Annotated in this window: 13 protein-coding genes; 7 read left to right on the top strand and 6 right to left on the bottom strand. The window is 62.0% G+C overall.

Going from position 1 to position 12,450, the window contains the following annotated elements; genetic code table 11:
- The first annotated feature begins 47 nt into the window (after positions 1-47).
- From ribB to N554_RS0120670, 3 genes are all read left to right on the top strand, one after another.
- Entirely contained in the window at positions 48-1,124 is a 1,077-nt protein-coding gene (gene ribB, locus N554_RS0120680) for a 3,4-dihydroxy-2-butanone-4-phosphate synthase (RefSeq protein ID WP_029585217.1), read from the top strand.
- 207 nt (positions 1,125-1,331) lie between these two features.
- On the top strand, positions 1,332-2,546 hold the full coding sequence (locus N554_RS0120675; protein ID WP_029585216.1) for an acyl-CoA dehydrogenase: 1,215 nt from the start codon (positions 1,332-1,334) through the stop codon (positions 2,544-2,546).
- A 194-nt stretch (positions 2,547-2,740) separates the two neighbouring features.
- The gene (locus N554_RS0120670; RefSeq protein ID WP_029585215.1) at positions 2,741-3,673 is read left to right on the top strand and encodes an MBL fold metallo-hydrolase; all 933 of its coding nucleotides are present in this window, start codon (positions 2,741-2,743) and stop codon (positions 3,671-3,673) included.
- A 93-nt stretch (positions 3,674-3,766) separates the two neighbouring features.
- On the opposite strand, the gene N554_RS0120665 is transcribed toward N554_RS0120670, so the two are convergent.
- Entirely contained in the window at positions 3,767-4,612 is an 846-nt protein-coding gene (locus N554_RS0120665; RefSeq protein ID WP_029585214.1) for a DUF1499 domain-containing protein, read from the bottom strand.
- 232 nt (positions 4,613-4,844) lie between these two features.
- Positions 4,845-6,473, bottom strand: coding sequence for a fatty-acid--CoA ligase (locus tag N554_RS0120660; RefSeq protein WP_029585213.1), 1,629 nt, complete (start codon positions 6,471-6,473; stop codon positions 4,845-4,847).
- A 64-nt stretch (positions 6,474-6,537) separates the two neighbouring features.
- Here N554_RS0120660 and N554_RS0120655 point away from each other — a divergent pair, with 64 nt between their 5' ends.
- On the top strand, positions 6,538-7,629 hold the full coding sequence (locus tag N554_RS0120655) for an extensin family protein (protein ID WP_029585212.1): 1,092 nt from the start codon (positions 6,538-6,540) through the stop codon (positions 7,627-7,629).
- A gap of 25 nt (positions 7,630-7,654) precedes the next feature.
- Here the strand turns inward: N554_RS0120655 and N554_RS40155 are convergent, their stop codons facing one another.
- Together N554_RS40155 and N554_RS0120645 are read right to left on the bottom strand one after the other, a co-directional pair.
- Positions 7,655-7,777, bottom strand: a complete 123-nt coding sequence (locus tag N554_RS40155; RefSeq protein WP_371259508.1) for a hypothetical protein — start codon at positions 7,775-7,777, stop codon at positions 7,655-7,657.
- An 11-nt stretch (positions 7,778-7,788) separates the two neighbouring features.
- Positions 7,789-8,475 carry a L,D-transpeptidase gene (locus N554_RS0120645; RefSeq protein WP_029585211.1) on the bottom strand — a complete coding sequence of 229 codons (687 nt, stop codon included), beginning with the start codon at positions 8,473-8,475 and terminating at the stop codon, positions 7,789-7,791.
- A 341-nt stretch (positions 8,476-8,816) separates the two neighbouring features.
- Between N554_RS0120645 and N554_RS0120635 the strand changes: the two genes are divergently transcribed.
- Both N554_RS0120635 and N554_RS0120630 read left to right on the top strand, forming a co-directional pair.
- Positions 8,817-9,797, top strand: coding sequence for a magnesium transporter CorA family protein (locus N554_RS0120635; RefSeq protein ID WP_029585210.1), 981 nt, complete (start codon positions 8,817-8,819; stop codon positions 9,795-9,797).
- Positions 9,798-9,935: 138 nt separating this feature from the next.
- Positions 9,936-10,157: a hypothetical protein gene (locus tag N554_RS0120630; RefSeq protein ID WP_029585209.1), complete on the top strand. Its 222-nt coding sequence runs from the start codon at positions 9,936-9,938 to the stop codon at positions 10,155-10,157.
- Between the two features lie 131 nt (positions 10,158-10,288).
- Here N554_RS0120630 and N554_RS0120625 read toward each other — a convergent pair whose 3' ends face one another.
- Both N554_RS0120625 and pdxH read right to left on the bottom strand, forming a co-directional pair.
- Positions 10,289-11,044 carry an SDR family NAD(P)-dependent oxidoreductase gene (locus N554_RS0120625; protein WP_029585208.1) on the bottom strand — a complete coding sequence of 252 codons (756 nt, stop codon included), beginning with the start codon at positions 11,042-11,044 and terminating at the stop codon, positions 10,289-10,291.
- Positions 11,045-11,190: 146 nt separating this feature from the next.
- Positions 11,191-11,832, bottom strand: coding sequence for a pyridoxamine 5'-phosphate oxidase (gene pdxH / locus N554_RS0120620; RefSeq protein ID WP_029585207.1), 642 nt, complete (start codon positions 11,830-11,832; stop codon positions 11,191-11,193).
- Between the two features lie 122 nt (positions 11,833-11,954).
- On the opposite strand from pdxH, the gene N554_RS0120615 reads away from it, so the two are divergent.
- A complete protein-coding gene (locus N554_RS0120615; RefSeq protein ID WP_029585206.1) occupies positions 11,955-12,359 on the top strand; it encodes an RT0821/Lpp0805 family surface protein in 405 nt (134 codons plus the stop codon).
- Positions 12,360-12,450 lie beyond the last annotated feature (91 nt).

Here is a 12,450-nt window from a genome sequence, read left to right as displayed (position 1 = left end):
GCTGACGAGTCCGGCTAATGCTCCCAGCACAAAAGCGAGACCCCTAAATGGCCGATGCGATCCAGGAAGTTTTGCAAGCTTTCGCACATGGCGAACTCGTTGTCGTCACCGATGACGACGACCGCGAAGGCGAGGGCGATCTGATCGTCGCGGCGTCGCTGTGCACCGCCGAAAAGATGGCGTTTATCATCCGCCACACCTCGGGTATCGTCTGCGCGCCGATCACTACCGAAGACGCGCGCCGGCTGCGGCTCGATCCAATGGTGGCGCGTAACGAATCCAGTCATACGACCGCCTTTACGGTGTCGATCGACTACAAACCGGATGGCGGCACCGGGATTTCGGCAGACGAACGTGCCTCCTGCTGCCGCGCGCTGGCCAACCCAAATGTCGGCGCCAACGATTTCGCGCGGCCCGGCCACGTGTTTCCGCTGATCGCGCGCGACGGCGGCGTCCTGCTGCGCTCGGGTCACACCGAGGCCGCGGTCGATCTCTGCAAGCTGAGCGGACTGCCGCCGGTCGGCGTCATCAGCGAGTTGATGAACGACGACGGCACGGTGATGAAGGGCGAGCAGGTGGCGCGGTTCGCGGCCGCCCACAAGCTCAAGCACGTCACCATCGCCGATATGATCGCCTACCGCCAGGCGCGCGAGAAGCTGATCGAGCGGGTCGCGACATTCACCACAGACAGTCCGATCGGGCCGCTGCAGGGCTATGCCTATCGCTCGCCGTTCGATTCCATCGCCCATGTCGCTTTTGTCTACAATGGCGTCGGCGACGGCAAGAACGTGCTTACCCGGTTCCACAAGCCCAATATCGTCAGGGACATTTTCACCGGGCCGAAGCGCATGCAGGCCGTACTCGAACATTTCAAAAAGGCCGGCAGCGGCGTGCTGGTTTATCTGCGCGACGGCGCCGCCGGCGTTCCGGTTGCGCCGCTGCCGGAGCAGAATTCCGCCGAAGCCGACCGCCACCGGCAATGGCGAGAGGTCGGCGTCGGCGCGCAGATTTTGCGCGACCTCGGCGTCACCTCGATCCGTCATTTGACGTCGTCGGTGCACGACTACAAGGGACTGTCCGGCTTTGGCATCGAGATCGTCTCCAACGAACAGCTTGAAGTCTAGGGCCTTCATCATTCCGGGATGGCTCGAAGAGCCAGACCTCAGATGTGCAATTGGACATCGGGGAATCTCGTTCTCAACTTTTTTGCACGAGAGTCCGGGTTCGCGCTCTTGCGCGCCCGGAATGACGGAAACTGAGGTCCATCCAATTCAATTGCGCTCCCGCCCGTCGCGCTCTAAAATAAATACAGTGACCCGAAAGGAAGTTTCATGAGTGTGCGCCCTCAGACCAAGGACAAGCCGTCCCCGGTGAATTTCCAGTGGGACGATCCGTTCATGCTCGACGAGCAGCTCACCGAAGACGAGCGCATGATCCGCGACACCGCGCGCGCCTATGCGCAGGACAAGTTGCTGCCGCGCGTGACCAAGGCCTATCTGGAAGAGAAGGTCGATCGCGACATCTTTCACGAGATGGGCGGGCTCGGCTTGATCGGCATCACGCTTCCGGAAGAATATGGCTGCGCCAACGCGAGCTACGTCGCCTATGGCCTGGTGGCGCGCGAAATCGAGCGCGTCGATTCCGGCTATCGCTCGATGAATTCGGTGCAGTCGTCGCTGGTGATGCATCCGATCTATGCCTATGGCGACGAGAACCAGCGCAAGAAATATCTGCCCAAGCTGGCCACCGGCGAATGGGTCGGCTGTTTCGGCCTGACCGAGCCGGACGCCGGCTCCGATCCCGGCGGCATGAAGACGCGAGCCGAAAAGGTTTCCGACGGTTACCGGCTGACCGGCACCAAGATGTGGATTTCCAACGCCCCGATCGCCGACGTGTTCGTGGTATGGGCGAAATCCGCCGAGCATAACAACCATATCCGCGGCTTCATTCTCGAAAAGGGCATGAAGGGTCTTTCGGCACCGAAGATCGGCGGCAAGCTCTCGCTTCGCGCATCCGTGACCGGCGAAGTGGTGATGGATGGCGTGGTGGTGCCGGAGAGCGCGCTATTGCCCAACGTATCGGGCCTGAAGGGACCGTTCGGCTGCCTCAACCGCGCCCGCTACGGCATTTCCTGGGGCGCGATGGGGGCTGCCGAAGACTGCATGCACCGGGCGCGGCAATACACGCTCGACCGCAAGCAGTTCAATCGTCCGCTGGCGGCGACGCAGCTGGTGCAGAAGAAGCTTGCGGACATGCAGACCGAGATCGCGCTGGGCCTGCAGGCCTCGCTGCGGGTCGGGCGGCTGATGGATGAAGGCAAGGTGGCGCCGGAGATGATTTCCATCGTCAAGCGCAACAATTGCGGCAAGGCGCTCGACATCGCGCGCGTCTCGCGCGACATGCACGGCGGCAACGGCATCCAGATCGAATATCACGTGATGCGCCACACCGCGAACCTGGAAACCGTAAACACCTATGAAGGCACCCACGACGTCCACGCGCTGATCCTGGGTCGCGCCATCACCGGCATTCAGGCGTTTTCGTAAGGCGCTGTTCTTAGGATTGCCAGCGTGGCCATGAATCCCACTGGCATCGTCCGCGAAAGCGGACGATCCAGTACTCCGAGGCGCCTCATTTTATCTCTGATGTCAGCGACTACTGGATACCCCGCTTTCGCGGGGTATGACGACAGTTGCGAGTTCTTCGGGCTGTGCAACTCGCTTTGAGTAGGGAATCCCCCATGACCGACTACGACGACATCCCGTTCAATCGCGATTTTCCGCTTCAGCCCGGCGTGGTCGATGCAGTCCGTCCCGGCGTGCGGCGGGTTCTGTGCAACAATCCAAGCCCGTTCACTTTCACCGGCACGGTGAGTTACATCGTCGGTCAAGGCCAGGTCGCGATCATCGATCCCGGTCCGGATAGTGAGGTCCACGCGGCGGCGCTGCTGGACGCCGTGCGCGGCGAAACCGTGACGCATATTCTGGTTACCCACACCCACCGCGACCACTCGCCGAACACCGCGCGGATCAAGGCTGCCACCGGTGCCACGGTCTATGCCGAAGGTCCGCATCGCGCATCGCGGCCGCGCTATGAGAGCGAAAAGATATCCTCCGAATCCGGCGCCGACCGCGACTTCAAGCCCGACATCGAGGTACGCGACGGCGACGTCATCGAAGGTGCGGGGTGGACGCTGCAGGCGGTGGCGACGCCGGGCCACACCGCCAATCACCTGGCGTTCGCGTGGCGGGACCGAAAGATATCCTTCGTGGGCGATCATGTGATGGGCTGGTCGACGTCGATCGTGGCGCCGCCGGACGGATCGATGATCGACTACATGGCCTCGCTCGAGAAACTGACGCAACGCGACGAGGATTTGTATTTTTCAGGCCACGGGCCGGAAATCCCGCAAGGGCCGCGCTACGCGCGTTTCCTGATCCGGCACCGTCAGGCCCGCGAAGCCTCGATCCTGCATCGTCTCGGCAAAGGCGAAGCCGATATCCCGACCATGGTGCGCGCGATCTATATCGGCATCGACCCACGGCTGACGGACGCGGCCGGCTATTCCGTGCTGGCGCATTTGGAGGATCTGGTCGCGCGCGGCATCGTGGCGACGGAGGGCGACCCGGTGATCGGGGGGAGTTACAGATTGGCGAATAGTCAGGGCGAATAGCGAGTAGCGAGTGGCGAATAGGGAAGAAGGTTTGGCGCGAGTTACCCCGCTTTCCATTCGCTATTCGCCACTCGCCATTCGCCCCTTACCCCCTCACTTCTTCACCGTCTTGGCCTGCACCTTGGCCGGTGCCTGCGGCTTCTTCACCGGCTTGGCGTTGTCGACGGCGTCGTTGATTTCGTCGATCAGCTTGGTGATGCGCGCGGCGTTGCTGCCGAGATCGCTCTCGAAATAGCGGGACGACGAGCGGATATCGACGCGCGAGGCCTCGCCGTCGGGCATGACGCGGATCGACACATCCTCGCGGAACCCCATGATCGGCGTCCGCGCCACCGCCTCGATCCGGGCGATGCGGCGCGGAAACTGCGGAGGGCGCTCGTCGATGACAAGCCATTTTCGCTTGTGGACCAAACGCAGCGTTACCTCATAGGCTCGCTGTACGGGAACCTCGAGTTCCACGGTCTCGATATCGGGATAGGCTAGCCGCTGCTGTTCGGCGGAATACAGCCCGGCATAGACGGGGGAATTGGCGCCGTCGCCGGTGCGCAGGCGCGACAGCGCCTCGAAGCGCGGCGGATCAATCGGGTCCGTCGTGACGTCGTAGATCGGCGGCAGCTTGCGATATTGCAGGGCGAGATAGACCGGATAGGCGAGGATCATCGCATTGATCAGCAGCGCCAGCAGGATGCGGCTCATGCCGCGCGAACCGTTCTGCCAGATCGCGACAAAAGCGGCCAAGCCGACCAGAATGGAAAGACCGGCGCAGGCGAGGGCGCCGAAGAAGGTCGCCAGCGCCGGTTTCATTTCCAGGAAATCGAAGCGGACGATGATGATCGAACCCAGCACCGCAACCAGCGAGAACACCGCGAGATTGCGCGCCCATGAGGCGAGGCTGGACACGGGCTCCGACTGATAGGGAGCGGAAAACCTGCGGGCCATCGGTCAGAATCTGCCGGGTTGGAGCGTTGCCGGGCGGAATGCGCCAGGCTTGCAAACTGGCTCGTTTGAGACCACGGACCTGCGGCGAATTCAAGGGACTTTGGCCTGTCCGGTGGGCCAGCCCTCACCCGTCCGCGACGCGTCCGTAGCCGATGCGAAGCATCGGCGACTTCACCCAGGAACGGTGGCCGGAGGCCGCCCCTCTCCCACAAGGGGAGAGGGAAATAGGACCCTAGGCCGCCGCGGTCGGAAAATTGTACGTCTTGAACTGGTCGCGCAGCGCGGTCTTCAGGATCTTTCCGGTCGCGGTGTGCGGAATCGAATCGACGAACACGATATCGTCAGGCATCCACCATTTGGCGATCTTGCCATCCATGAATTTCAGGATGTCCTCGCGCGTCGCGCTCTGGCCCTGCTTGAGCTGGACGATCAACAGCGGACGCTCGTCCCATTTCGGATGATAGACGCCGATCACGGCTGCTTCCGCCACTGCGGGATGTCCGACGGCGAGATTTTCCAGATCGATCGATGAAATCCACTCGCCGCCGGATTTGATCACATCCTTCGAGCGATCGGTGATCCGCATGTATCCGTGCTTGTCGATGGTCGCGACATCGCCGGTGTCGAAATAGCCTTCCTCGTCGAGAATGTTGGCATCGACGCGGAAATAAGCCTGCGACACCGCCGGGCCGCTGACCTTCAGCCGGCCGAACGTCTTGCCGTCCCACGGCAGTTCCTTGTCGGCATCGTCGGTGATCTTCATCTGGACGCCGAACGGCGGATAGCCCTGGGTTTGCAGGATATCGAGTCGGCTCTCGCCCGTGAACTCCGAGTACGGAGGCTTCAACGCGGCAAGGGTGCCGATCGGACTCATTTCGGTCATGCCCCAGGCGTGGCGCACCTGCACCCCCATGTCGAGGAACGATTTGATCATCGAGCGCGGCATCGCCGAGCCGCCGCACACCACCATTCTCAGGTGCGGCAGCTTCAGATTGTTGGCGGCAATATGATTGAGCAGCATCAGCCATACCGTCGGAACGCCGGCGGTATGCGTCACCTTCTCGGTATCCAATAGTTCGTAGACTGAAGCGCCGTCGAGTTTCGCGCCGGGCAACACCAGCTTGGTGCCCATCGAGGGCGCCGAGAACGCGATGCCCCAGCTGTTGGCATGGAACAGCGGAACCACCGGCAGCATTGTATCGGTAGCATTCGCGCCGAGGGAATCGCCGGAGTTGGCCATCAACGCATGCAGTACGTTGGAGCGATGCGAATACAATACCCCCTTGGGATCGCCGGTAGTGCCGGAGGTGTAGCACATCGCGGCCGCGGTATTTTCGTCAAAGGTCTTCCACTTGAAATTGCCGTCGGCTTGCGCGATCCAGTCTTCATAGGCGATCGCGTTCTTCAGCGTGGTCTGCGGCATGTGCGCCTTGTCGGTGAAGACGATGTAGCGTTCCACGCTCGGCAGTTTGTCGGCGATTTTCTCCAGGATCGGAATGAAGGTAAGATCGGTCATCACCACGCGGTCTTCCGCATGGTTGATGATCCAGGCGATCTGTTCGGGAAACAACCGTGGATTGACGGTATGACAGATCGCGCCGATCCCCATGATGCCGTACCAGGCTTCGAGATGGCGCCAGGTGTTCCAGGCGATGGTGGCGACCCGGTCGCCGAGTTTGATGCGGTCGCGATCGAGGCATTGCGAGACCTTCAGTGCGCGGTTGCGAATCTCGGCGTAATTGGTGCGGTGGATGGGGCCTTCGACCGATCGCGTCACGACCTCTTGCGTGCCATGAACCGCGGCAGCGTGCTCGATAATCCGGTGACAAAGCAAAGGCCAGTCTTGCATCAATCCACGCATACGTTCCTCCAGAATGTGTTGTCGCTTGCGGCGAGCCTCGGAATTGTCGAGCCTTGGAATTGTCATGAAGTTTAGCGCGGGGAAAGCACGCCGCAAATGGCCTTGTGGCGCTTTGGCGTGCGGCAAAAGGCTAGTAGTTACCGCTGTCGCCGTGCTGCTGCTGCTTTTCACGCAAACGGCACCGACTGCCGCGGCGCGAAAATCCGGCGCCTGGTCGCAGGGACCCTGGAGCGGCCTGTTCAGGGAGAACAAGCCGAAGACGCGCCGGGTTGCGCTCCCTGTTTCGGTGCCGTTGCCTAAGCCTCGTCCGGCCGAAGCGCCGCCAACCGGGCCCGACAAGCCCGTGGCGGGAAAGCAGAAGCCCGCGGAACCCGACAAGCCGGCCGAACAGGCCGCCCCCGCGCCGCCGCCGCCCTCGGCCTGTCGGCTGGCGCTGACCGATGAGATCGCCATCGCCCCCAGCATCCCCGACATCCATGGCGCGAACGGCTGTGGCGGCCAGGACCTGGTCCGGCTAGAGGCGGTGGTGCTGCCGGACAAGCATCGGGTTTTGATAAAACCGGCAGCGATCCTGCGCTGCCCGATGGCGTCGGCGATCGCGGACTGGATCCGCGCCGACATCGCGCCGCTGGCGGCGAACCTCGGCAGCGTCATCAGCGACCTCGACAGTTTCGACTCGTTCGAATGCCGCGGCCGCAACCGCGTGATCGGTGCCAGATTGTCCGAGCACGGCCGCGCCAACGCGCTCGACGTCCGTGCCTTAAAGCTCGCCAACGGCCGGTCGATCTCGCTGACCGATCGCACGGTATCGCGCGAGTTGCGCGAAAGCGTGCTGCATTCGGCGTGCGCGCGGTTCTCGACGGTGCTGGGGCCTGGCTCGGACTGGTACCACGAGGACCACATTCATCTCGACCTGATGGAGCGGCGCAACAATTACAGAATCTGTCAGTGGGACGTGTGGGACCCGCTGCCGCAGCTCGCGCCGTTGCTGCCGGCCGAGCGGCCGGAGGAAGCCCCGCCGCGCGAGGTCACCGCCAAATCCGAGGCGGCGAAATCCGAGGCGGCATCCGCGCCTTCGAAATCCGATGCTGCCGGGCCGGACGCCGGCAAGAGCAAACCGCCAGCGAAAAAGCGCCGGCAAGACCGGCGCTTTTGAGTATGTTCGGAAGGTGCCGCCCCGATCAGAACGCGTTGCTGCCGCCGCCCCGCAGCGCCATCTTCGAATTGAATGGCGAATCGCCGTGTTTCGGTTCCAGCACCACCATGACTGTGCCTATACCGACGCGCTGATAGAGATCGATCACGATTCCATTGTCTATTGCATCATTGGGCTGCCACCGCCGCCCTGCAGCGCCATCTTGGAATTGTATGGCGAGTCGCCTTGCTTGGGTTCGAGCACGACGACGACCGTGCCCTGCTTCACTCGGGTGTAGAGATCGATGACGTCCTCGTTGGTCATGCGGATGCAACCCGAGGAAATCGAAGCGCCGATATATTCCGGCTGGTTAGTGCCATGGATCCGGAACAGGGTGTCGCGGCTGCCCTGGTAAAGGTAGAGCGCGCGGGCGCCCAGCGGATTATCGATGCCGCCGGGCACCGAGGCAGGCAAGCCTTCGATGCGCTTGTGGATGTCCGCGGTCGGCGTCCATTTCGGCCATTCCGCCATGTTGCCGACGCGAGCGATGCCGGAAAAGGCGAGTGCTTCCTCGCCGACGGTCACGCCGTAGCGGATAGCTTTGCCGCCGTCCTGCACCAGATAGAGATAGTGATTGTCAGAATCGACCACGATAGTGCCGGGCATTTCCTTGCGGTGATAGTCGACGATGGCGCGCCGGAACGGCTCGGCGGGCGCGACCTTGGCGTAACGCGCCTTTGCGAGTTGGACCTTGTCCGTCGGCTTGAGAGTAGCTTCCGGCGCGGCCTGATAGGTAGTGGCCTGCATGCAGCCAGAAAGCATCACGCCAGCGGCGAGAATCGCGAGTTTTGTCCGGAAGCCCGACATTTTTTTTGTTCCAAGTGACCGGAGCGCCGATTCCACCGCAAGCTTGCGATGCAAAAACGCACCATTCGATTTGTCACATTATCGCCGAAATCGGTCACAATTCCAGAACTTAGATGCTTGCCCCGCATCGCGGCATGCTAGCTGTGTCTTTTTTGCCGCAAATCTTGCGGTTTTCGGCTGATTTTTTGGCCAAGAGCGGTGTCGCCGCCCACTACCGTCACCTGCCGTCACCGCGCCGCCGCAAAATATGGACCGGCGGTTAATGCGCGGGTCATGAAGCGCTTGCCAGAATCGAGCTAAGTCCTGTTGGGTAGATCGCGCGCTCGGTCCCGGAGTCTTGCATGTTATCGGTGTTCGTCCCCTCCGAATCCTCGCTGAAGAGACTAACTGATGGTGACCCGGCCAAGCTGCCCGAAAGCGCGGTCTGGATCGACCTGGTGAAGCCGACCGCGGCGGAGGACAAAGCCGTCGAGCGGCTGGCCGGAATTGCGGTTCCGACACGGGAGGACATGCAGGAAATCGAGATTTCCAGCCGGCTCTATATCGAGAACGGCGCGCGCTACATGACGGCGACACTGATGTGCGCAGCCGATACCGAGAATCCGCGCACCACCGCGGTGACCTTCATTCTTGCCAGCCATCGCCTGGTAACCGTGCGCTACGACGAGCCAAAGCCATTCATGCTGGTGGAGAACAAGCTGGCGCGCTCCTGCGCGGCGGGGATCACCGGGGAAATGGTGCTGATGGAGCTGCTTGATGCGGTGATCGATCGCAACGCCGATATTCTGGAACGCGCCGGCAGCGACATGGACTCGATCAGCCACGATATTTTCGAGCCGGCGGGGGCGGCGCGCACCGGCCACGCCAAGCGCTATTCCGACATCCTGATCGCGATCGGCCGCAAGGGCGACCTTACCTCCAAAGTGCGTGAGAGCCTGGTGTCGATCGGGCGGGTGGTGACATTCGTCGCCGCCGCGGTCGATGGCGTCAAATGGTCCAAGGACATGCGCGAGCAGCTTAAGACCATGCAGCGCGACGTGACCTCGCTGACCGACCACGCCTCCTATCTTTCCAACAAGATCACCTTTGTGTTGGACGCGATGCTCGGCGTCGTCAATCTCGAGCAGAACAACATCATCAAGCTGTTTTCGGTGATGGCCGTGGTGTTGATGCCGCCGACCCTGATCGCCTCGATCTACGGCATGAATTTCAAGCTCATGCCCGAGCTCGATTGGCAGCTCGGCTATCCCTTCGCGCTGATGGCGATGCTGCTTGCAGCGGTATTGCCGTACATGCTCTTCAAATGGAAAAAGTGGTTGTAGTTAAGGAAAAGGGCGACGCGCCTTGACGATTCCTGGACGATTCCTGCCTCAATTTCTCTGCTAAAATTTGAGCGGTGCGCTGAACGTTTGAGCGAAACTTGTCTGCCATAACGCTGGCCTCAAGCCGCGAGGACAGCAATGGTTGAAAGAATTATAACGTCACCCCGCAATGTGGTCGATTTCGCGCGCTATCACCGGGGCCGCAAGGCTGCCGACAAGGCGCTTGCGATCTCGGCGCGGGTCTGCCGGCACTGCGGCGCGATGCTTTCGGAGGGCGAGAGCGAAGACGAATGCTCCAGCGCCTTCAATTTCGAGGCGCCGCGTCTGCGCGGTGCGCCGCGAAAATTTTACGCGGATTGAGTTGAGCCGCAAACACCAGCCTCACCCTGAGGAGCCGCGAAAGCGGCGTCTCGAAGGATGGCAACGGGGCCGTTCTTCCTGCTCTCCTTTGAGACGCGGCCGAGAGGCCGCTCCTTCGGGATGAGGAAGCGCTAAACGTGCTGACCGCCGTTGATGTGGATCTCGGCGCCGTTCACGTAGGAACTCGTCTCCGTGCACAGCACATAGATGATCTTCGCCACTTCGTCCGGCGTGCCCAGCCGATGCAGCGGGATCTGCTGCTCGACGATCTTTTCGGTGCCCGGCGACAGGATCGAGGTGTCGATCTCGCCCGGCGCGATCGAATTGACGCGGATACCGACGCGGCCGAAATCCGACGCCATCTCGCGGGTCAATGAAGCCAGCGCCGCCTTCGAGGTCGCGTAGGCTGCGCCTGCGAATGGATGCACCCGCGAGCCCGCGATCGAGGTGACGTTCACCACCGAGCCCTTCGCGGCCTTCAATTCCTCGATCAGGCCGCGCGCCATCATGATCGGCGCGAAGAAGTTGACGCGGAATACGTGGCTCCAGGTCTCGATGTCGGTATCGATAGAGCCGAGCCGACCGCCGCCTGCAGCCTTCGGCGAAATCGCGGCGTTGTTGACCAGCGCGTGCAACGTGCCGCCTTCAAGCCGCTCGCGGATTTCGGAAATCGCCCGCGTGGTGTCGGCATGATCGGCCAGGTCGACCTGGATGTGATCCTCAGGGCCGGCGCCCCACGGGCATTCTTCCGGGAAGGCATGTCGCGAACAGGTGATGACGCGCCAGCCGGCGCTGGAAAAGCGGATCACGGTGGCATGGCCGATGCCGCGGCTGGCTCCGGTCAGAAGCAGCGTGCGCCGCGGCCCATTGTTCGATGAAGTGGGCATAAACGGTTCTCTCGTCCTCAGTCATTCCCGGGCTTGTGCCGCGCGTCCACGTCTTACTTTGGCAGTTGCAGAAGAAAGACCTGGCTGTCCGGGACAATAGCGAGAGACGTGGTTCGCGATTGGGCCGGCCATGACGACCTATTACTCTACGGATAAAGTCGCGTCTTGGACCATGGCTGATCCGGCGCCGCGCGGCGGAATTCGATGCGATCGTGCAGGCGGAACGGCCGATCATGCCAGAATTCGAACTGTATCGGCGCGATGCGCCAGCCGCTCCAGCCCGCTGGACGCGGTACCTCGCCGACGATGTACTTGGCGGCGATCCTGGCGATCGCCTGTTCGAAGGCAAAGCGGCTTTCCAGCGGCTGCGATTGCTTGCTGGCCCAGGCGCCGATCTGGGCCTGCTTCGGCCGTGTCGCGAAATAGGCGTCGGCTTCCGCTTCCGTCACCGGCGACACGTTGCCGCGGATGCGGACCTGCCGACGCAGCGACTTCCAGTGAAACAGTAACGCCGCCTTAGGATTTGTGGCGAGCTCGTGGCCCTTCTGGCTGGCGATGTGGCTATAGAACACGAAACCGGCGGCGTCATAGCCCTTCATCAGCACCATTCGCGCGTCGGGCAAGCCGTCGGCATCGACGGTAGCCAGTGACATGGCGTTGGGGTCGTTGGGTTCGGCCTTCACGGCTTCCGCAAACCAGTCGCCAAACAACGCAAACGGCTCCTCGGCCGCGGTGAAATCACCGGATGTTAATGGTGTCGGGTGTTTGATGGAGGTCGTGTCGGTCATTCAGGGGTTCCGAGTTGCGTCCGCCTGCGGTCCAAAGTGCGTTGCAGCCCCGATGTGGGCTCGCCCTATATAGGGCATGGGGACGCGTTGGCCTATCGGCGATCGGGCCGACCGGGGTCGTCTTGACATGGATTCTAATCGGCGTCGGCGCGGGCGGCTGCGGCCTGTCCCGGACCGACGGCGCTTTTGCCAAAATGAACGACAACGAGGTGACGGGCTCGCTTGCGGTCCCAACCAGCGGGTCGGCGCCGACCGAGAGCGATCTTGCCTTTGCCCGCAATGCGGCCTCCGATGTGCTGACCAAGGGCGACAGGGATTCCAGCCAGCCCTGGGAAAATCCAGCGACCGGCGCACGGGGTTCAGTGACGCCTCTGGCGCAGGCCTATTCCTCGGAGGGACGCACCTGCCGGGATTTTTTGGCGAGTTATGTTAATGGCCGGTTGGAAAGCTGGCTGCAGGGCGCCGCCTGCCGCACCGACCATGGCCGATGGGAAATTCATACGTTAAAGCCGTGGAGGCGGGGTTGAACGTTCGGCAGTTGCAAAAATGCCACGAAGATCCCAGATGAAACTGAAATGGGCCGACAGCCCGAAAATTTAACATCGGAAATCCCGTAAG

It is taken from the genome of Bradyrhizobium sp. URHD0069, assembly GCF_000701345.1.
Lineage (GTDB): Bacteria > Pseudomonadota > Alphaproteobacteria > Rhizobiales > Xanthobacteraceae > Bradyrhizobium.
This window is presented reverse-complemented; position numbering and strand designations above follow the sequence as displayed.

Coding starts and splice junctions, on each gene's coding strand:
- ribB (WP_029585217.1), top strand. CDS start 48: ATGGCCGATGCGATCCAGGAAGTTTTGCAAGCTTTCGCACATGGCGAA.
- N554_RS0120675 (WP_029585216.1), top strand. CDS start 1,332: ATGAGTGTGCGCCCTCAGACCAAGGACAAGCCGTCCCCGGTGAATTTC.
- pdxH (WP_029585207.1), bottom strand. CDS start 11,832: ATGACCGACACGACCTCCATCAAACACCCGACACCATTAACATCCGGT.
- N554_RS0120625 (WP_029585208.1), bottom strand. CDS start 11,044: ATGCCCACTTCATCGAACAATGGGCCGCGGCGCACGCTGCTTCTGACC.
- N554_RS0120645 (WP_029585211.1), bottom strand. CDS start 8,475: ATGTCGGGCTTCCGGACAAAACTCGCGATTCTCGCCGCTGGCGTGATG.
- N554_RS0120660 (WP_029585213.1), bottom strand. CDS start 6,473: ATGCGTGGATTGATGCAAGACTGGCCTTTGCTTTGTCACCGGATTATC.
- N554_RS0120635 (WP_029585210.1), top strand. CDS start 8,817: ATGTTATCGGTGTTCGTCCCCTCCGAATCCTCGCTGAAGAGACTAACT.
- N554_RS0120655 (WP_029585212.1), top strand. CDS start 6,538: ATGAAGTTTAGCGCGGGGAAAGCACGCCGCAAATGGCCTTGTGGCGCT.
- N554_RS0120630 (WP_029585209.1), top strand. CDS start 9,936: ATGGTTGAAAGAATTATAACGTCACCCCGCAATGTGGTCGATTTCGCG.
- N554_RS0120665 (WP_029585214.1), bottom strand. CDS start 4,612: ATGGCCCGCAGGTTTTCCGCTCCCTATCAGTCGGAGCCCGTGTCCAGC.
- N554_RS0120670 (WP_029585215.1), top strand. CDS start 2,741: ATGACCGACTACGACGACATCCCGTTCAATCGCGATTTTCCGCTTCAG.